This window comes from Pseudomonas sp. FP818, from assembly GCF_030687335.1.
GTDB lineage: Bacteria > Pseudomonadota > Gammaproteobacteria > Pseudomonadales > Pseudomonadaceae > Aquipseudomonas > Aquipseudomonas shahriarae.
In genome coordinates, this window is sequence record NZ_CP117427.1 from 2,991,030 (window position 1) to 3,009,867 (window position 18,838).

General features: G+C 61.6%; 13 protein-coding genes and 1 pseudogene. 7 read left to right on the forward strand and 7 right to left on the reverse strand.

All coding sequences use genetic code 11. The features are described from left to right. Positions 1–151 precede the first annotated feature (151 nt). The 3 genes from PSH80_RS13360 (at position 152) to PSH80_RS13370 (ending at position 2,067) form a co-directional block, all read left to right on the forward strand. The gene (locus PSH80_RS13360) at positions 152–310 is read left to right on the forward strand and encodes a hypothetical protein (RefSeq protein ID WP_169989693.1); all 159 of its coding nucleotides are present in this window, start codon (positions 152–154) and stop codon (positions 308–310) included. Between the two features lie 143 nt (positions 311–453). Beyond that, complete coding sequence (locus PSH80_RS13365; RefSeq protein WP_169989692.1) at positions 454–1,590, forward strand: M10 family metallopeptidase C-terminal domain-containing protein; 1,137 nt, start codon at positions 454–456, stop codon at positions 1,588–1,590. Between the two features lie 318 nt (positions 1,591–1,908). Beyond that, on the forward strand, positions 1,909–2,067 hold the full coding sequence (locus tag PSH80_RS13370) for a hypothetical protein (RefSeq protein WP_305417053.1): 159 nt from the start codon (positions 1,909–1,911) through the stop codon (positions 2,065–2,067). 11 nt (positions 2,068–2,078) lie between these two features. On the opposite strand, the gene PSH80_RS13375 is transcribed toward PSH80_RS13370, so the two are convergent. After that, on the reverse strand, positions 2,079–2,573 hold the full coding sequence (locus PSH80_RS13375) for an MgtC/SapB family protein (protein WP_057444089.1): 495 nt from the start codon (positions 2,571–2,573) through the stop codon (positions 2,079–2,081). 119 nt (positions 2,574–2,692) lie between these two features. Here PSH80_RS13375 and PSH80_RS13380 point away from each other — a divergent pair, with 119 nt between their 5' ends. The 4 genes from PSH80_RS13380 to PSH80_RS13395 all read left to right on the forward strand — a co-directional run bounded on the left by PSH80_RS13380 (position 2,693) and on the right by PSH80_RS13395 (position 6,584). After that, complete coding sequence (locus PSH80_RS13380) at positions 2,693–2,932, forward strand: DUF3203 family protein (RefSeq protein WP_305417057.1); 240 nt, start codon at positions 2,693–2,695, stop codon at positions 2,930–2,932. A gap of 195 nt (positions 2,933–3,127) precedes the next feature. Continuing rightward, positions 3,128–4,543 carry a cytochrome c oxidase accessory protein CcoG gene (gene ccoG, locus PSH80_RS13385; RefSeq protein WP_305417059.1) on the forward strand — a complete coding sequence of 472 codons (1,416 nt, stop codon included), beginning with the start codon at positions 3,128–3,130 and terminating at the stop codon, positions 4,541–4,543. A gap of 73 nt (positions 4,544–4,616) precedes the next feature. Then, entirely contained in the window at positions 4,617–6,026 is a 1,410-nt protein-coding gene (gene mapR / locus PSH80_RS13390; protein WP_057436622.1) for a GntR family transcriptional regulator MpaR, read from the forward strand. A 198-nt stretch (positions 6,027–6,224) separates the two neighbouring features. Beyond that, entirely contained in the window at positions 6,225–6,584 is a 360-nt protein-coding gene (locus PSH80_RS13395) for a hypothetical protein (RefSeq protein ID WP_225923789.1), read from the forward strand. An 18-nt stretch (positions 6,585–6,602) separates the two neighbouring features. Here PSH80_RS13395 and PSH80_RS13400 read toward each other — a convergent pair whose 3' ends face one another. From PSH80_RS13400 to PSH80_RS13425, 6 genes and pseudogenes are all read right to left on the reverse strand, one after another. Next, positions 6,603–7,349, reverse strand: a complete 747-nt coding sequence (locus tag PSH80_RS13400; RefSeq protein ID WP_169989690.1) for an SDR family oxidoreductase — start codon at positions 7,347–7,349, stop codon at positions 6,603–6,605. An 87-nt stretch (positions 7,350–7,436) separates the two neighbouring features. Continuing rightward, the gene (locus PSH80_RS13405; RefSeq protein ID WP_305417064.1) at positions 7,437–9,518 is read right to left on the reverse strand and encodes a bifunctional diguanylate cyclase/phosphodiesterase; all 2,082 of its coding nucleotides are present in this window, start codon (positions 9,516–9,518) and stop codon (positions 7,437–7,439) included. 241 nt (positions 9,519–9,759) lie between these two features. Then, a pseudogene (locus PSH80_RS13410) lies at positions 9,760–11,213 on the reverse strand (efflux transporter outer membrane subunit). Further along, positions 11,210–14,317 carry an efflux RND transporter permease subunit gene (locus PSH80_RS13415; RefSeq protein ID WP_057959463.1) on the reverse strand — a complete coding sequence of 1,036 codons (3,108 nt, stop codon included), beginning with the start codon at positions 14,315–14,317 and terminating at the stop codon, positions 11,210–11,212. The pseudogene PSH80_RS13410 and the gene PSH80_RS13415 overlap by 4 nt, the downstream one beginning before the upstream one ends. Further along, positions 14,314–17,412 (reverse strand): MdtB/MuxB family multidrug efflux RND transporter permease subunit, encoded by a 3,099-nt coding sequence (locus PSH80_RS13420; RefSeq protein ID WP_120733168.1) that lies wholly within the window; start codon positions 17,410–17,412, stop codon positions 14,314–14,316. Before PSH80_RS13420 ends, PSH80_RS13415 begins: the two co-directional genes overlap by 4 nt. Beyond that, positions 17,409–18,713 (reverse strand): MdtA/MuxA family multidrug efflux RND transporter periplasmic adaptor subunit, encoded by a 1,305-nt coding sequence (locus PSH80_RS13425; RefSeq protein WP_120733170.1) that lies wholly within the window; start codon positions 18,711–18,713, stop codon positions 17,409–17,411. The genes PSH80_RS13420 and PSH80_RS13425 overlap by 4 nt, the downstream gene beginning before the upstream one ends. Positions 18,714–18,838: the final 125 nt, after the last annotated feature.

The following is an 18,838-nucleotide window of genomic DNA, read 5'->3' on the forward strand; positions in this document are numbered from 1 at the left end:
TGCTGCAGGCGGGCTCTTCCTGAGCCGGCCACATAAGGTCCGAGCCCGGTGGCCGGCGGAAAGTTCAGATGGATGTGCCGCCCGCCGGGCGGGAATCAATCGGCCGTGCCGATTGTCCCCGATACAACAAAGCACAAAGGAGGCCATACCGATGAGTAGCCCGATCCCCGCACGAACCCCAGAGCCCAATATAGACAAGCCACCACTGCCGCCCACTGAGCCAGTACCGATTCCCGAGCAGGAGCCACCTGAAAACCTGCCACCACCGATGGAGGACCCACCGCAAACCGCGCCACCGGTCGTCGCCTGAAAAGCGTCGCTGCTTGCCCGCGATCGGGCAAGCATTAGAGATACGTCCTACCAACCAGCCCGAAAGCACTGAAGTCGATCGCCCTCGCCCATAGATAGGCTGACTTGCGCATGCATCACGTCAAACCCATGCGAGGGCTCATCATGTCAATTCAACCCGCTAATCATCAGCCGTACCGACCTATCACGTCGCTTCCTGAAAAAGTGCCACTTAATCATTCTCAAGAGATTCTGCGCTTGCTCAAGGCCGGCCCAAGTGCCCCCTCACGAACAAAAACGCCTGACAGACCGCGTCAGCAGCCAACGCCTACCTCACAGTTCAAAACCACGCGCCAACCTGACGCAAAGCCTGCCGAGCGTGGCTATCCCCCCCGGCAGTCCGAGGCAGCCACTGCACAGGCCAAGCCTCGCCCACAAACGCCTGACGTAGGCTCTGTAATAGCCGACAAAGTTGGCAAGTTATTGAACCGCGACAGTGTCATACAAATGTTGCGCGAGCCGTTCTCCATGGAGACCAGGAGCCGTCTCAGCGAACTGCGCACGTTGTTGAGCCCGGCCAATATCCGCACGATGCAGAATGGCCCCAATGCCGCCGGAACGATCAGGCAACTCAACGAATTCAAGACACTCTTGAGCCAAACAAACCTCGAGCACCTGCAAGATACTGCGGCAGCCGTGGAGGTCCCTGGGTTGAGTAAGAATGAAATCAGATCACGCATGAACACCGGCGACCCCGAGGCGGATTTCAGGGCCAGCCAGGAAGTCGAGCAAGAGTTGCGTCTGGAGGAAGTGAATATCAAGCAGCGCAAGCGCGATAGCGCAGGCACCGCCAAGGCCCTTTCCGGCCTCGGCCAATCATTGAACGCGCTCCCCCAGGACACGCCAACGGATGAGACACCGTCCCAGGCAAAGCCAACACCGGAGAATAACCCGCCGATACAGACAACCCAGACACCCCAGCCCAGGGACAATCCACCTGCCCAAGGCAGCAGCCAAACCTTCACCTTCGGCAATATTGGCGAATCGATCCTGGCAGCGCCGAGTGAAGTCATGAACTTTGCCCACGGCCGTGACAAGCTCGATGTCTCGGGAGTTCGTGCCCAACTGGGTAATAAACCCCTTGACCTGGTAGAGAACTTCTCAGGCGCCAGCGGTGAAATGCAGATTCACTACCTCCCGGGTACCCACACAAGCGTGGTGATGATCGCAGGCGATCCCGGGAAGCCACCGTTCGTGGTCAAGGTGTTTGGTGAAGTGACCTACAGCGATCTGGTGACCTGAGCAGGCGGCGGTGATTAAAGGGCCGCACAGGTGATTCGGTAATTTGACTGACCTGGATCAGCACGCCCTGCGTGCTGATCCAGGCACCGGCCCCGCGGCTTGCGGGGGCTGATGAGCGAAAGACCCTGAGCTAATCCGGGTAGGACGCTCTTGTGCTTGATTGTCAGTGCTGCAGGCGGGCTCTTCCTGAGCCGGCCACATAAGGTCCGAGCCCGATGGCCGGCGGAACGTTCAGAGGGGTGTGCCGCCACCGGGCGGGAATCAATCGGCCGTGGCGGTTGTCCACCGATTGAGAAAAACACAAACGAGGCCACCGCGATGAACATCCCGATTCCTGCTGAAACACCCGACCCGAATATTGATACACCGACCTTGCCGCCGACCGAGCCTGCGCCGATTCCTGAACAGGAACCGCCGAAAAGCGTGCCACCGGCAAAGGAAGAGCCGCCTACGACTATGCCGCCGGTTATCGTGTAGGAGCCCCGTAGCTAAGGCTTGTCTAGTAGTTTCACAATCCTTGGCATCACGCTGAACACCAGTAGCGCCAGCACGGTGCTCAGTACCGCAGTGGACTCCTTGCCCAACCCCGCCGCCACCCCGATGGCGGCGGTCATCCACAGGCCGGCTGCGGTGGTCAAGCCCTTGACGTGCTGGCCAGTGTCCTCCTCCTTGCCCTTGAGAATCGTCCCCGCGCCGAGGAAACCGATACCGGCGATCACCCCCTGCACCACCCGGCTCATGGCGTCTGCCTGGGAGCCGGACATCTGTGGCACCAGCACAAACAAGGCTGCGCCCATCGCCACCAGCATATGGGTGCGCACACCGGCGGCCTTGCCTTTCTGTTCGCGCTCAAAGCCCAGGATGCCACCCAGAATCGCGGCGATCAGCAGGCGTAGGGTGATTTGCGTCAGTTGCCGCGCATCGCCGATATCGGCGAATTCGCTTTGCAGGGTTTGCCAGACTTCTTGCCACCAGGCGTCCATGGTCCTGTCCTTTTCATGGGAGATAGAAGATGGACAGCAACGACCGCCAGTCAGTTGCGCCGAACCATTGGCCCGCGTGCATCACCTAATGAACAGCACCGAACAACCAGGAGAAGACCATGCCCGTACGTATCGAAAACCAGACCTGCTATTTCAAGACCGACGACAACGGTGAAGAACAACGCTGCAGCGTTTTGGAGGTGACGGTGATTACCGACAGCGACAAATCCATGTCGGCGGTCGAGATCGACCGCCAACGGATCTACATCACCGAAGCCGAGGCCGACGCCTTGACCGTCGCAGGTGCCATTGACGGGCGCAAGCACCTCAAGGCCAGCACCGGTGATTCGGTGATTTGATTGACCTGGATCAGCATGCCTTGCGTGCTGTTGATCCAGGCACCGGCCCCGTGGCTTGCGGGGTGCTGCACATTGTCGCAGCGGCGCGCTAAAAACTCATCTGATCCGCTTTTTATGGTTTTACCTGAGTCTGTTATGCAAACAGATCGCGGCCCATAGTTCATCCGCCTGATGGAGGCTGATGAGCGAAAGACCATGAGCGATAGAATCCCCGTCCGATTAGTAGAAAATTTCGAGCCTGCACATCCAAAGAAGATGAAGGCCAAATCCAGCGACAACCTGATTCACACCCGCAGTTTCACCGGCCTGTTCCGGACCTTGCGCATAAGCGGTGCAGGCTTTCTGTTCCTGGCGTTTTTTGGCACCGTGTGGCTGAACTGGGACTCACGCCAGGCGGTGTTGTGGGACCTGGCTGAAAGCAAGTTCCATATTTTTGGCGCAACCTTCTGGCCCCAGGATTTCATCCTGTTGTCGGCGCTGTTGATCATCTGTGCCTTCGGGCTGTTTGCCATTACGGTATTTGCCGGCCGCGTCTGGTGTGGCTACACCTGCCCGCAAAGCTCGTTTACCTGGCTGTTCATGTGGTGCGAGAAAGTCACCGAAGGTGAGCGAAACCAGCGGATCAAGCTGCAGGCCGCGCCCTGGAGCGTGAATAAACTGGCGCGCCGCGCCGCCAAACACACCCTGTGGCTGGCAATCAGTGTGCTGACCGGCTTGACCTTTGTCGGCTATTTCACCCCGATCCGGCCCCTGGCCGAGGAGCTGCTGACCTGGCAGATGGGCGGTGTCAGCCTGTTCTGGGTGCTGTTCTTTACCGGCGCCACCTACATCAACGCCGGCTGGCTGCGGGAAGCGGTGTGCATGCATATGTGCCCGTATGCACGGTTCCAGAGCGTGATGTTCGACAAGGACACCCTGACCATTTCCTACGACGCCGCCCGTGGCGAAAGCCGTGGCCCGCGCAAACGCGATGTGAACCCGGCCGATGTGGGTCTGGGCGACTGCATCGACTGCCACTTGTGCGTGCAGGTCTGCCCCACCGGCATCGACATCCGCGATGGCCTGCAGATGGAGTGCATCGGCTGCGCCGCCTGCATCGACGCCTGCGATTCGATCATGGATAAAATGGGTTATGCCCGGGGCTTGATCAGTTACACCTCCGAACATCAGTTGCAGGGTGGCAAGACCCACCTGCTGCGGCCACGCCTGATCGGCTACAGTGCCGTGCTGCTGGTGATGATCTCCGCCCTGGTGATGGCACTGGTGCAACGGCCCATGGTCTCGCTGGACGTCACCAAGGACCGTGGCATGTTCCGGGAGAACAGCCAGGGGTTGATCGAGAACATCTACAGTTTGAAGATCATCAACAAGACCCAGCAGCGCCAGGATTACCGCGTGCAACTGGTGGATGGTGAAGGCTTCCAGCTACAGGGCAAGACCGAGATCAGCCTGGAGCCAGGAGAGATCACGGATGTGCCGGTGTCTGTGGCGCTGACCCGTGACAAGCCGACCAGCAGCTCGCAAACCATCCGTTTCAAGGTGACGGATATCGACGAGCCAAGTGTTTATAGTGTCGCCGACAGCCGTTTTGTCGCGCCGCTGAACCGCTGACCCACGCAATCCCCCTGTGGGAGCAGGCTAGCCCTCTCCCACATTTTGACCGCTGTAGAACATTAGGATCACGATGAAACGCTACGAGAAATTTGCCGACGACATCGCTGAACTGATCCGCTCCGGCGTCCTCGGGCCGGGCCAGCGGGTGCCGTCGGTGCGCTATGCCAGCCAGACCTATGGCGTCAGCCCCTCCACGGTGTTCCAGGCCTATTACCTGCTGGAGCGCCGCGGCCTGATCCGGGCGCGGCCGCGCTCCGGGTATTTCGTCAATACCCACGCGCCCAGCCCGTTTTCGGAGCCGGCAGTCAGCGCCCATGTTCACGAATCCACCGAGGTGGACGTCAGTGAGCTGGTGTTCTCGGTACTGGATTCGATCAAGGATCCGCAGACCGTGCCCTTCGGCTCGGCCTTCCCCAGCCCGACGCTGTTCCCCCTGCAACGCCTGGCCCGCTCCATGGCCAGCGCCAGCCGCGAAATGGACCCGCGCATGGTGGTCACGGACATGTCGCCGGGCAACCCGCAACTGCGTCGGCAAATCGCCCTGCGCTACATGGTCGGTGGCTTGATGCTGCCCATGGAAGAGCTGCTGATCACCAACGGCGCCCTGGAAGCGCTGAACCTGTGCCTGCAAGCGGTGACTGAGCCTGGCGATCTGGTGGCCATCGAAGCCCCGGCGTTTTATGCCTGCCTGCAAGTGTTGGAGCGCTTGAAGCTCAAGGCCGTGGAAATTCCGGTGCATCCGCGTGATGGCATTGACCTGAAGGTGCTGGCCCAGACCCTGGAGCGCTACCCGATCAAGGCCTGCTGGTGTATGACCAGCTTCCAGAACCCCATGGGTGCGACCATGCCCGAGGCCAAGAAGCAGGAGCTGGTCGAGTTGTTGCGCGGGCACCAGGTGCCGCTGATTGAAGACGATGTGTACGCCGAACTGTACTACGGTCAACAGGCGCCCAAGCCGGCCAAGGCCTTCGACACTGAAGGCCTGGTGATGCACTGCGGTTCCTTCGCCAAGAGCCTGGCCCCGGGCTACCGCGTAGGCTGGGTTGCGGCCGGCCGCTACGCGCAAAAGATTGAACGTCTGAAGCTGATGACCTCGCTATGCGCCTCGATGCCGGCCCAGGCGGCCATTGCCGACTATCTGCAACACGGCGGCTACGACCGCCACCTGCGCAAATTGCGTTATGCCCTGGAAGAACAGCAAAGTGCCATGCTCGCGGCCATCGCCCGTTACTTTCCGGCGCAAACCCGGGTCAGTCAGCCCGCCGGCGGGTATTTCCTGTGGCTGGAGCTACCGGAGCAGACCGACTCGCTGAAACTGTTCCAGATGGCCCTGGCCCAGGGCATCAGCATTGCACCGGGGCCGATCTTTTCGCCGACCCAGCGTTTTCGTAACTGTATCCGTCTGAATTACGGCAGCCCCTGGGATGAAACAGCGGAAAAGGCCATGGAGACGCTGGGGCGGATTGTGCGTTCGTTTTGAAAAACGCCTTGAAATAGATCAGCTCAACGGTGCCGTTGGACCGCGTGATTGCGCGGTTTAACATTCGCCTCTTTTCACTCAAAAAAGAGAGGTGCCATGAACAATGTCCTACCACCATTTTTTCATTTTCCATTGCCCATCCCGCCCAACTACATGCGGGTCGCAGAACAGCGCGCAGTCCGCCAACTGACTGGCCCCATGGGACGCCCTGCGGGGGATCACCGTTCGGCGGAAAGGATTATCGAACAGAGTGCGGTGTTGACGGACTACGTCGACGGCAACGATCGCTGGCAATTGGACCGGGATCTCAAGCGGCATCTGGGCGACTGGACGCAAGCCAATCCGGACCCGGACGCTCGCGCCAACGCCGCCTACGATCTGGATAAGGTGTTGCGCTTCATTGATAACCTGGACGAGTGCAAGCTCGACGGTAGTGAGGAGCGCAACGGCAAGATAGACGGGTTTTCCGAAAGGGGTGTGGTCATCCTGCACAACTCCGAGGCTGACCGCCTGGACCAGTTCGCCCGCAAAGGCTACTCGGTGCTGCCCACCTTTTGACGCGTTACGGCAGGCCTGCTAGCGGCCGCCCCCCACGTCAATAAACGTCCCGGTGGCGTAGGACGCCTTGTCCGACAACAGCCAGACAATCGCTTCCGCCACTTCATCCGGGCGCCCGCCGCGGGCCATGGGAATGCCGGACTCAAGCTTGCTGACCCGATCCGGGTCGCCGCTCAGGGCATGGAACTCGGTGTAGATATAGCCGGGGCGCACGGCATTGACACGAATCCCCTCGCCCGCCACTTCCTTGGACAGGCCAACGGTGAAGCTGTCCAGCGCGCCCTTGGACGCCGCATAGTCCACATACTCACCGGGCGCGCCAATGCGCGAGGCCACCGACGAGACGTTGACGATGCTGCCACCCTGCCCGCCATGCTTGGGCGACATGCGCAGCAGCGCATGCTTGGCACACAGGATCGGCCCTAGCACGTTGGTCTTGAGGACTTTCAGGATACGGAATTCGGACATCTCATCGACCCGTGATTTATGCCCGACGGTCCCGGCATTGTTGACCAGCGCGGTGACGCGCCCCAGTTCGGTGTCGACGCGGTTGAACAGGCTGATCACTTCGTCTTCGATGCTGACATCGGCGCGCACCGCAATGGCCTGGGCACCGAGTGCGCGCACTTGCTCCAGTACCCGCAGAGCGGCGGCTTCATCGGACTGGAAATTGATGCAGATGCGATAGCCCTGTCGGGCCGCCAGCAAGGCTGTGGCGGCGCCGATCCCACGACTGCCACCGGTGATGATGACGACTTTGTCCATGCGTAGTGACTCCCCATTCAACCTGAGCTGTTGGATCCAAGAATACCTGCGCCTGCCAGGTTTTGCATGGACCGGGGTCAATTGATCTCACGGTGGGGTCAAGCGCTCCCTGGCCACGATGGCGCTCATAAAGGTATCCGCCGGCAGTGGGTGGCCCAGCAGGTAGCCTTGCAGCGAGTTACAGCCCAGGCGCGTGAGGAAATCCTGCTGCATGTCGGTCTCGACCCCCTCGGCAACGATGCGCAGGCCCAGGGCCTGGCCCAGGGCGACAATTGCCGAGACGATGGCGGCATCGTCGCTGTCGTGCTCCAGGTCGCGCACAAAGCCACGGTCGATTTTCAGCTCATTGGCCGGCAGGCGCTTGAGGTACATCAGACTGGAGTAGCCGGTGCCAAAGTCGTCAATGGACAAATCCACGCCCATTTCCGAGAGTTCCTGCAACACCCGCATGCTCGCATCGGCATCGCTCATAGCCGTGGTTTCGGTGATTTCCAGGGTCAGGCTATTGGCCGGCAACTGGTGGCGCTGCAGGGCGTTGGCCACACTGGTGACCAGCCCGGCATGGCAGAACTGCAGGGCCGACAGGTTCACCGCAATACGCCAGTCCCGGTACCCCTGGGCAAACCACACCTGCATTTGCCGGCATGCTTCGTTGAGCACCCAATCGCCGATGGCGATGATCACCCCGGTTTTTTCCGCCAACTCGATAAACTTGTCCGGCAGCAACAGGCCGTGTTGTGGGTGCTCCCAGCGCAACAGGGCTTCGGCACCGATGGCGCGACCGCTGAGGGCGTCGAACTTGGGCTGGTAGTACAGGCGCAACTGCTGCTGTTCAACCGCCTTGCGCAAATCCTGCAACAGTTGCAGTTGCTTGCGCGCATTGGTGTTCATTGACACATCAAAAAAGCTGTAGCCGTTCTTGCCCATGCTCTTGGCGTGATACATCGCCGCATCGGCATTCATCAACAGTTCCTGGGGCGTTGCGCCGTTACCGGGGAACAGGGCAATGCCGACACTGGCAGAGATGCTCAAGTCATGCTCGGCTACGCGGAACGATTGGTTGATCAATCCCACCTGGCGTTCGGCCAGACGCAGCGCATCGTCGGGCTGGCTCAACTGCACCAGCAACACGAACTCATCGCCGCCGATCCGCGCCAGGGTGTCCTGACCGCGCAGGTCTTCGCGCAGGCGCAGGCCCACCTCGCGCAGCAATTGGTCACCCAGATGATGGCCGAAGGCGTCATTGACCGGTTTAAAACCGTCGAGGTCGATAAACATCAGGGCAAAACACCCACCTTGCTCCGCCACCAACTGGGTGGCCTGCTGAATGCGATCGGCCAGCAGCGTACGGTTTGGCAGGCCGGTCAGCGTGTCGTGCAGGGCCAGGTGGGTGAGTTCCTGGTTGGCCAGGCTCAAGGAGTCGGCCAACACAGCGGTGCGTGCTTCCAGGCGCGCATCGAGCAAGGAGGTCAATAGCGCGAAGGCCAGGATTGCCAGGGTGGTCACCAACACTAGATTGTCCAGGCCGGTGCCGCTCAGGCCATCCACCGACGCCCCGCAAAAACTACCATCGGCAAAACGCGCCGCCGCCATGCCGGTGTAATGCATGCCGACGATGGCCACGCCCATCACCACCGCCGCAGCGCTCCGTGCCAGGCGTACATAGGGGGTGTTGCGCCGCAGTTTGAAGGCAATCCATAAGGCGGCGGCCGAGGCCCCCACGGCAATCAGCAATGAGGCGGTGAACAAGGTGGGGTCGTAGTCGATGCCCGGCATCATGCGCATGGCGGCCATGCCGGTGTAGTGCATGGTGCTGATCCCCGCCCCCATGATCAAGGCGCCAAACCCCAGTTGCCAGGCCGGCAGACGCGGTTGGTTGACCAGCCACAGGGCGAAGCCACTGGACAGGACGGTGATCAACAGCGACAGCGCCGTTATGCCGATGTCGTAGCCCAGGGCAATCGGCAGGCGAAACGCCAACATCCCGATAAAGTGCATCGACCACACGCCAATCCCCATGGCCAGGGCGCCGCCGGCCATCCACAGGTACACAGCCCGGCCCTTGGCGGTGGCAATCCGACCGGTCAGGTCCAGAGCGGTATAGGACGCCAGGATGGCCACAAACAGGGAGATCAGGACCAACGCGGGGGAATAACTGCCGGTAAGCATGTGACGTCTCATGGATGACGATGCGAACGGCGTCCGTGCCGGGGGAAAGTCGGGGATTGTAGCGAGAATAATTCTCGTACAGGTGGAATATTGTCACAAGGCCATTACTGAAAATGTATGGCCTGGGGAGGGGCGAAACTACAGTCGGTGGAAGCGGGCTTGCCCGCGATGGCGTCAGCAATAACCCCTGAGGGTTTATCAGCTGTTCATCCGTTATCGTTGACGACCATCGCCGACAGGGTCAGGGTTTTTCGTTTGGCTCCAACTGGCCATCCCAACCACCACCCAGCGCTGCAATCAGTTGCACGCTGGCCACCAGCCGGGTTTGCAGCAAGGTCAGCACGGTACGTTCGTTGCTCAACGCCGTCGCCTGGACGTTGACCACATCCAGGTAGGCAATCAGGCCGGCCTTGTACTGGGTTCTGGGTCAGGCGCAGAGATTCCCGCGCGGACTCCAGGGCCTCGTTGCTCACGCCCGCCTCGTCTTCCAGAACCTTGAGCTGGACCATGTAGTTTTCCACCTCGCGGAAACCGTCGAGTACGGTCTGGCGGTACTTGGCCACGGTTTCGTCGTAGGACGCTTCGGCGCGGTCAACTTCTGCCGAGCGCTGCCCGCCGTCGAACAGGGTCATCGCCAGTTTCGGCCCCACCGACCAGAAGCGGTTGGGCAGGCTGATCCAGTCGGCATAGGTGCTGCTGGAGTAACCACCCGGCCAGACTCAGGGTCAGGTCGGGGTAGTAGGCGGTTTTCGCCACGCCGATATTGGCGTTGGCGGCAATCACTGCGCGCTCCGCCGAGGCAATATCCGGGCGGCGTTCCAGCAGTTGCGATGGCAGGTTGGCAGGAATCTGCGGCAGTGCCGGTATGTCCTTGCTCACCGCCAGGTTGAACATGGCAGGAGGTTCGCCGATCAATACCGCGATGGCGTTTTCCAGTTGCGCCCGTTGCCAAACCAGGTCGATCAGACTGGCCTGGGTACTCTTGAGCTGGGTCTGGGCCTGGGCGACAGCGTCCTTGCCTGAGACACCGGCGCGGTACTGGTTCTGGGTCATTTGCAGCGAGCGCTGATAGGTCTCGACGGTGGTTTGCAGCAAGCGCGTCTGTTCGTCCATGACCCGCAATTGCAGGTAGTTCTGCACCAGTTCCGACTGCTGGCTCAGGCGCATGGCCGCCAGGTCGGCGGCGCTGGCTTGGGCGCTGGCGTCGCTGGCTTCCAGGCCTCGGCGTAATTTGCCCCAGATATCGGCTTCCCAGCTCACCCCCAACTGGGTGTTGAGGGTGTCGCGGATACCACTGCTGGAGCTGCTCAAGCTCGCATTACTGCTACCCGTGCCCTGGCTGGCGCGGGTTTTCCCGGCGCTCAGGTCGACGGTCGGAAAGAACGCGCCACGGGAGCTGCGTGCCGTGGCCTGGGCCTGGCGGTAGCGGGCTTCGGCCTGGGCCACGGTCTGGTTGGCGTTGTTGAGCTTGTCCACCAGGCTGTTGAGTTGCTGGTCGCCATACAGCTCCCACCAGGCGCCACGGGCCAGGGCATCGCTGGGGGCGGCCTGGCGCCAGCCCTGGGCTTCTTTGTACTGCGCCGGCTCGGCAACTTGCGGGCGCTGGTAATCGGGGCCGATGGCGCAGGCGCTGAGGAACACGGCGCAAAACATCACCGTCAGTGCAGGGGCCCGGAAAACAATTGATTCGGTCATAGCGGAGTGTCCAGGGCAGCGTCGGTACGCACCCCGCGCCAGCCGTTGAAACGGTGGCGCAGGCGGTCGAGATAGAGGTAAACCACCGGGGTGGTGTAAAGGGTCAGGATCTGGCTGAAGACCAGCCCGCCGATAATGGTCAGGCCCAGGGGCTGGCGCATTTCCGCGCCTTCGGCGGTGCTCAGCAGCAACGGCAAGGCCCCGAGGATCGCCGCCAGGGTGGTCATCAGGATCGGCCGCAAGCGCAGCAAACAAGCACTGCGTATGGATTCCAGGGGCTGCATGCCTTCCTTGCGCTCCAGCTGCAGGGCCAGGTCGATCATCAGGATCGCGTTTTTCTTCACCACGCCAATCAGCAGGAACAGACCCAGTAGCGAGATCAGGCTGAACTCGCCGCCCAGCACGTAGATCGACAACAGCGCGCCGACCCCGGCCGAGGGCAGGGTCGAGAGGATGGTCAGCGGGTGAATGTAGCTTTCATAGAGAATCCCCAGCACCAGGTACACCGCGACCAATGCGCCGAGGATCATGAAGGGCTGGCTTTTCTGGGTGGCGGCGAAGGCATCGGCGGTGCCGGCCATCTTGGCGATCACGTCTTCCGGCAAGCCGACCTTGGCAATCGCCCGCTCGATGGCGGCCGTGCCCTGCTCCACCGTGACCCCGGGCGCCATGTCGAAGGCAATGTCTTCGGAGGCAAACTGCCCTTCGTGGCTGACGCGGTCGTCGGCCAGGCTGTTTTCGTAGTGGGCAATGGTCGACAGCGGAATTCGCGCGCCGTCAGCGGTAATCACCTGCACCTGATTGAGGGTGATCGGGTCCTGGGCGTATTTCGGATTGACCTCCATCACCACCCGGTACTGGTTGAGGCTGTCATAAATGGTGGAAATCTGCCGCTGGCTGTAGGCGTTGTTCAGCACCGAGGTAACCATGTTCATGTCTACGCCCAGGCGCTTGGCCTGATCGCGATCAACAATCAGCGTCACCTGTTGCGCACCCCGCCCTTCGCGGGCGTCGATGGCGGTTAGTTCCGGCAACTCGCGCAGCGCGGCGACCACTTTCGGGTACCACAGGCGCAAGGCCGCCAGGTCGCCACTTTGCAGGATGTAGGAATATTGCGAAGACGTCTGGTCGCGGCCACCACCAAATTGCAGGTCCTGGTCGGCCATCAGCATCAAGCGGCCACCGGGTACCAGGGGCACGTTCTTGCGCAAGCGCTCGATCACCGCCTGGGCCGACAGCTGGCGTTCCTTGATCGGCTTGAGGCGCACCAGCATCACCGCGTTGTTGGTGCCGTTGCTGCCACCGATAAAACCCGCCACGCTTTCCACTGCCGGGTCTTGCAACACGGCTTTGCGGAAGATCTCCATCTTCGGCTGCATGACGCTGAATGACAGGCCGTCATCGCCGCGCACAAAACCGATCAATTGCCCGGTGTCCTGTTGCGGCATAAAGGTTTTGGGCACCACCACATACAGCGCGATATTCACCCCGATGGTCACGAACAGGCTGAGCAGGGTCAGCCGCTTGTGCCGCAGCACCCAGTCCAGGCTACGGGCGTAACCCGCGACCATATGGTCGTTGACCTTCTGGCTCCAGCGCTGCAAACCGGTCTCCTGCCCTTTGACATGGGGCTTGAGCCAGCGCGCGCAGAGCATCGGGGTCAGGGTCAGCGAAACCACCAGCGACACAATGATCGCCGCCGCCAGGGTGATGGAAAATTCACGGAACAGGCTGGTGACAATCCCGCCCATAAACAGGATCGACAGGAACACCGCCACCAGCGACACGTTCATCGACAGCAGGGTAAAACCGACCTCCTTGGCCCCCAGGTACGCTGCCTTCATTGGCGCGATACCGTTGTCGATATGCCGGGAAATGTTCTCCAGCACCACGATGGCATCGTCCACCACCAGGCCGGTGGCGAGGATCAGGGCCATCAGCGACAGGTTGTTCAGGGAAAATCCATAGAGGTACATGATCGCAAAGGTGCCCACCAGCGACACCGGCACCGCCAGGGTCGGGATCAGCGAGGCGCGGAAGTTGCCGAGGAACAGGTACACCACCAGGATCACCAGGGCCACGGCAATCAGCAGGGTCATTTCTGCCTCATGCAGGGTGGCGGTGATCACCGGCGAACGGTCCATGGCCAGGTTGAGCTTGACGCTGGACGGCAACACCGCCTGCAACGCCGGCAACTGGGCCTTGATCTGCTTGACGGTCTCGATGATGTTGGCGCCGGACTGGCGGTTGATCACCAGCAACACCGCTGCATCATTGTTGAAAAAACCGCTGTTGTAGCGGTCTTCGACGCCATCGCTGATCTTCGCCACATCGCTCAGGCGCAAGGCGGCACCGTCCTGGTAGCGGATCAGCAGCGGCTCATAATCCTTGGCCTTTTCCAGCTGGTCATTGGCCTGGATCTGCCAGTTGCGCTCGCCATCTTCCACCGAGCCCTTGGGCCGGCGCACGTTGGCATTGGCAATGGTGTCGCGCACCTCATCCAGGGACACGCCGTACTGGTCGAGGGCCTTGGGCTCCAGCTCGATGCGCACCGCCGGCAGGGAGCTGCCGCCGATCTGCACCTCGCCCACACCCGGTACCTGGGACAGGCTTTGCGAGAGGATGGTGGACGCCAGGTCGTAGAGCTGGCCCTTGGGCAACACGTCCGAGGTCAGCGACAGCACCATGATCGGCGCCTGGGACGGGTTGATCTTCCTGTAGGTGGGCATGCTGCGCATGCCGCTGGGCAACAGGTTGCGCGAGGCGTTGATTGCCGCCTGCACTTCCCGCGCCGCGCCGTTGATATCACGGTCGGAGTCAAACGCCAGAATCACCCGGGTCGAGCCCTGGCTGGACGAACTGCTGAGGGTGGTGACCCCGGCAATCGCGCCAAAGGACCGTTCCAGCGGCGTGGCCACGGTAGACGCCATCACTTCCGGGCTCGCGCCAGGCAGGCTGGCAGAGACCACAATCACCGGGAAGTCGATCTGCGGCAACGGCGACACTGGCAGCAGGCTGAAACTGACGCCACCCAGCAACATGATCGCCAGGCTCAGCAGCATGGTGGCTACCGGCCGGCGGATAAAAGGTCCGGACAGGTTCATGGCTCAACCGGCTCCAGCGCTTCGGACTTGCGCCAGCGACGGCCAAGGCGGTCGAAGTACAGATAGATCACCGGCGTGGTAAACAGCGTGAGGATCTGGCTCAACAGCAAGCCACCGACCATCACCAGGCCCAGGGGTTGGCGCAACTCTGCGCCGGAGCCGGTGGCCAGCATCAAGGGCACCGCACCGAACAGCGCCGCCAGGGTGGTCATCAGGATCGGCCTGAAACGCAACAACGCCGCCTGGTAGATTGCGGTCTGCGGGTCCAGGCCCTGGTTGCGTTCGGCGTCGAGGGCGAAGTCAATCATCATGATCGCGTTCTTCTTCACGATGCCGATCAGCAGGATGATGCCGATGATCGCGATCATCCCCAGGTCATTGCCCGTGAGCAGCAACGCCAGCAAGGCCCCCACCGCTGCCGATGGCAAGGTCGAGAGGATGGTGATCGGGTGGATATAGCTCTCGTACAGCACGCCCAGCACGATATACATGGTCACCACTGCCGCCAGGATCAGCAGCAACGTACTCGACAGCGAGGCTTCGAACGCCTGGGCGGCGCCCTGGAACTGGGTCTGCACGCCGACCGGCATGCCAATGTCCTTCTGCACCTGGTTGATCAGCTCCACACCCTTGCCCAGGGCCACGCCGGGGGCCAGGTTGAATGACATCATTACTGCGGGGAACTGGCCGATATGGGTAATCGCCAACTGCGCCTGGCGCTGCTCGATGCGGGCCAGGCTGGACAGGCGCACCTGGCCGCCATCGGTGGTTTTCACATGGATCTGGTTCAGCGCGTCCGGCCCCAGGCTTTCGCCGGACTGGGCCTGCAGCACCACGCGGTACTGGCTGGCCTGGGTGTAGATCGTGGAAATCTGCCGCTGGCCGAAGGCGTCGTACAGGGCGTCGGTGATATTGGCTACCGACACGCCCAGGCGCGAGGCCGCGTCGCGGTCGATCACCATGTACACCTGCAAGCCTTTGTCCTGCAGGTCGCTGGCCACATCGGTGAGTTCCGGGTACTGGCTCAGGGCCTGTACCAGCTTGCCGCTCCACAGGGCCAGCAGGTCGGCATCCGGGGAGGACATGCTGAATTGGTACTGGGTGCGGCTGACACGGTCTTCGATGGTCAGGTCCTGCACCGGCTGCATAAACAGACGGATCCCCACCAGTTTGTCCAGTGTCGGTTGCAGGCGTGCAATCACCTCGACGGCGCTCAAGTCCCGCTCTTTATGGGGCTTGAGGTTGATCAGCAGGCGGCCGCTATTGAGGGTGGCGTTATCGCCATCGACGCCAATGTAGGAAGAAAGACTTTCCACTGCGGGATCTTCGAGGATGATCTTCGCCAGCTCCTGCTGGCGCTGGCTCATGGCCGCAAAGGATATCGACTGGGGTGCCTCGGAAATGCCCTGGATCACCCCGGTGTCCTGCACCGGGAAGAAGCCCTTGGGCACCACCAGGTACAACACCACCGTCAGGCCCAGGGTGGCAATGGCCACCAACAGGGTCAGCGGCTGATGCTTGAGCACCCATTGCAGCTTGCGCCCGTAGGCGGCAACCAGCCAGTCGATCCACGCGCCACTGGCCTTGTAGAAACGCCCTTGTTCTGCTTCCTTGGGTTCGCGTTTGAGCAGGCGTGCGCACATCATCGGCGTCAGGGTCAGGGACACCACCAGGGAAATCAGGATCGCCACCGCCAGGGTGATGGCAAATTCGCGGAACAGCCGCCCGACCACATCGGCCATGAACAGCAGCGGGATCAAGACCGCGATCAGCGACAGGGTCAGGGAAACCAGGGTGAAGCCGATCTGCTTGGCGCCCTTGAGCGCGGCCGCCATCGGCGTCTCGCCTTCCTCGATATAGCGGGAAATGTTCTCCAGCATCACGATGGCATCGTCCACCACAAACCCAGTGGCGATGGTCAGGGCCATCAGCGTCAGGTTATTGATGGAGAAGCCAGCCAGGTACATCACGCCAAAGGTGCCGATCAGCGACAACGGCACGGCAATCGACGGGATGATGGTGGCGCTGAAACGGCGCAGGAACAGGAACGTCACCATTACCACCAACGCAATGGCGATCAGCAGTTCATGCTGCACATCGGTGACCGAGGCGCGGATGGTCTGGGTGCGGTCGGTGAGTACCGTCACGTCGAGACCGGCTGGCAGGTTGTCGGTGATGCTCGGCAGCAGCGCCTTGATCCGGTCCACCACCTCGATCACGTTGGCGCCCGGCTGGCGCTGGATATTGAGCAATACGGCCTGGTTTTCATTGGCCCAGGCGGCTAGGCGTTCGTTTTCTGCGCCATCGACGATTTGCGCGACGTCTTTGAGGCGCAGCGGTGCACCGTTGCTGTAGGCCAGGATCAGTTCGGCGTACTGCTCGGGCGATACCAACTGGTCGTTGGCATCGAGCATCGACACCCGTGTCGGGCCGTCGAAGTTGCCCTTGGGCTGGTTGACGTTGGAGGCGGCGATCAGGCTGCGTACGTCGGCCAGGTTCAAGCCATTGGCCGCCAGGGCCTCGGGGTTGACCTTGATCCGCACGGCCTGGCGCTGGCCGCCGGCGATGCTGACCATGCCCACGCCGCTGATCTGCGCGATCTTTTGCGCCATGCGCGTATCGACCAGGTCATTGAGCTTGGGCAACAGCATGGTCTTGGAGGTGACGGCCAGGGTCAGTACCGGGGTATCGGCCGGGTTGACCTTGTTGTACACCGGCGGCGCCGGCAGGTCCGAGGGCAACAGGTTGCTGGCCGCGTTGATCGCCGCCTGCACCTGTTGCTCGGCCACGTCCATATTGACGTCGAGGTTGAAGCGCAGGGTCAGGACCGAGGCCCCGCCGGAACTGGTGGAGGCCATCTGCGTCAGGCCCGGCATTTGCCCGAACTGGCGTTCCAGGGGCGCGGTGACCGCGCTGGTCATCACGTCCGGGCTGGCGCCGGGGTACAGGGTCATGACGCGGATGGTCGGGTAATCAACCTGGGGCAAGGCCGACACCGGCATCAAGCGATAGGCGATCAGGCCGGCCAGGACAATGGCCAGCATGCTCAGGGTGGTGGCGACGGGCCTGAGGATAAACAGCCGTGACAGGTTCATGCGCCGGCCTTTTGCGCCTTGCCGGCTTCAGCCGTCGGGCTGCCTTCGCCTTGTGCCGCGGGTTTGCCCTGCAAGTGTTCGGTCGGGCCGGTGGGCACCTGGTTGCTGTCGTTGACCACTTCCACATCGGTGCCATCTTTCAGGCGATCGGTGCCTTCCAGCACTACGCGATCGCCGGCGGCCAGGCCTTCCTTGACCACGGTGTTCTGGCCATCGGTCTCACCAATCACCAGGGTGCGAATCTTGACCTTCTTGTCACCGTCCAGGGCGTAGACAAAGGTGCCATTGGTGCCGAACTGAATCGCGGCCGAAGGTACCAGCACCACGTTTTTCAGGGTGTCGGCCAGCAGCCGCACGTTGACGAACTGGTTGGGGAACAGCACCTGGTCGTGGTTATCGAAGCGCGCCTTGAATTTCAGGGTGCCGGTGGTGACGTCGATCTGGTTGTCCAGGCTTTGCAGCACGCCGGTGGCTTGCAGTTGCAGGTCGCCACGGTCCCAGGCCTGCACCGGCAGCTTGTTGCCACCGCGATAGCGGGCCAGTACGGTTTGCAGGGTGTTTTCCGGCAAGGTGAACGCCACGCTGATCGGCTGGGTCTGGGTGATGATCGCCAGGGCGGTGGTGTCATTAGCCGCCACCAGGTTACCGACGTCCAACTGGCGCAAGCCAACGCGCCCGGAAATCGGCGCACGGATCTTGGTGAACTCAAGGTTGAGCTTGGCGTCATCCACCGCCCCCTGGTTGGTCTTGACCGTGCCCTGGTATTGCAGGACCAGCGCGGCAGCGGTGTCCAGGGTCTGCTTGGCGATGCTGTCCTGTTCGTAGAGGCCGCGATAACGCTCAAGGTCAACCTGAGCGTTTTTCAATTGCGCCTGGTTTTGCATCAGTGTGCCCTGGGCCTGGAGCAAGGCATTCTGATAACTGCGCGGGTCGATTTCCGCCAGCAGGTCGCCGGCCTTGACCATCTGCCCCTCTTCAAAGGCGATCTTGACCAGCTCCCCCCCGACCCGGCTGCGCACATTGATGGTGTTCAAGGCCGTCACCGTCCCCAGTGCCTTGTAGTACACCGGGAAATCCCCTGCGACCGCGGGTGCGACACGTACCGGCACCGCCGCACCCGAGCCGCCGAAGCCGGGACGCATCATCCCGGTCTTGCTGGTCCTGGCTGCCGGGGCCTCCTTCTGGGCGGTGCCGGTCGGCCAGAATTTCCAGCACAGGAAGGCAACAACCAACAGGACGAGCAAGCCAAACAGCCAGCGGCGGGAACTACGGGGGGACGATTGCATGGATTGATCAACCATTGGAGGCGAGGGCTTCTACTGTGGGAGGCTGAAAGATAAGCACTGGGGCGCGTTTAGAAAAGCGCCTTTACCGGCTATTTACCTTCAGGCTTACAAACATTTACTTTTCGTGGGGCAACATCAGC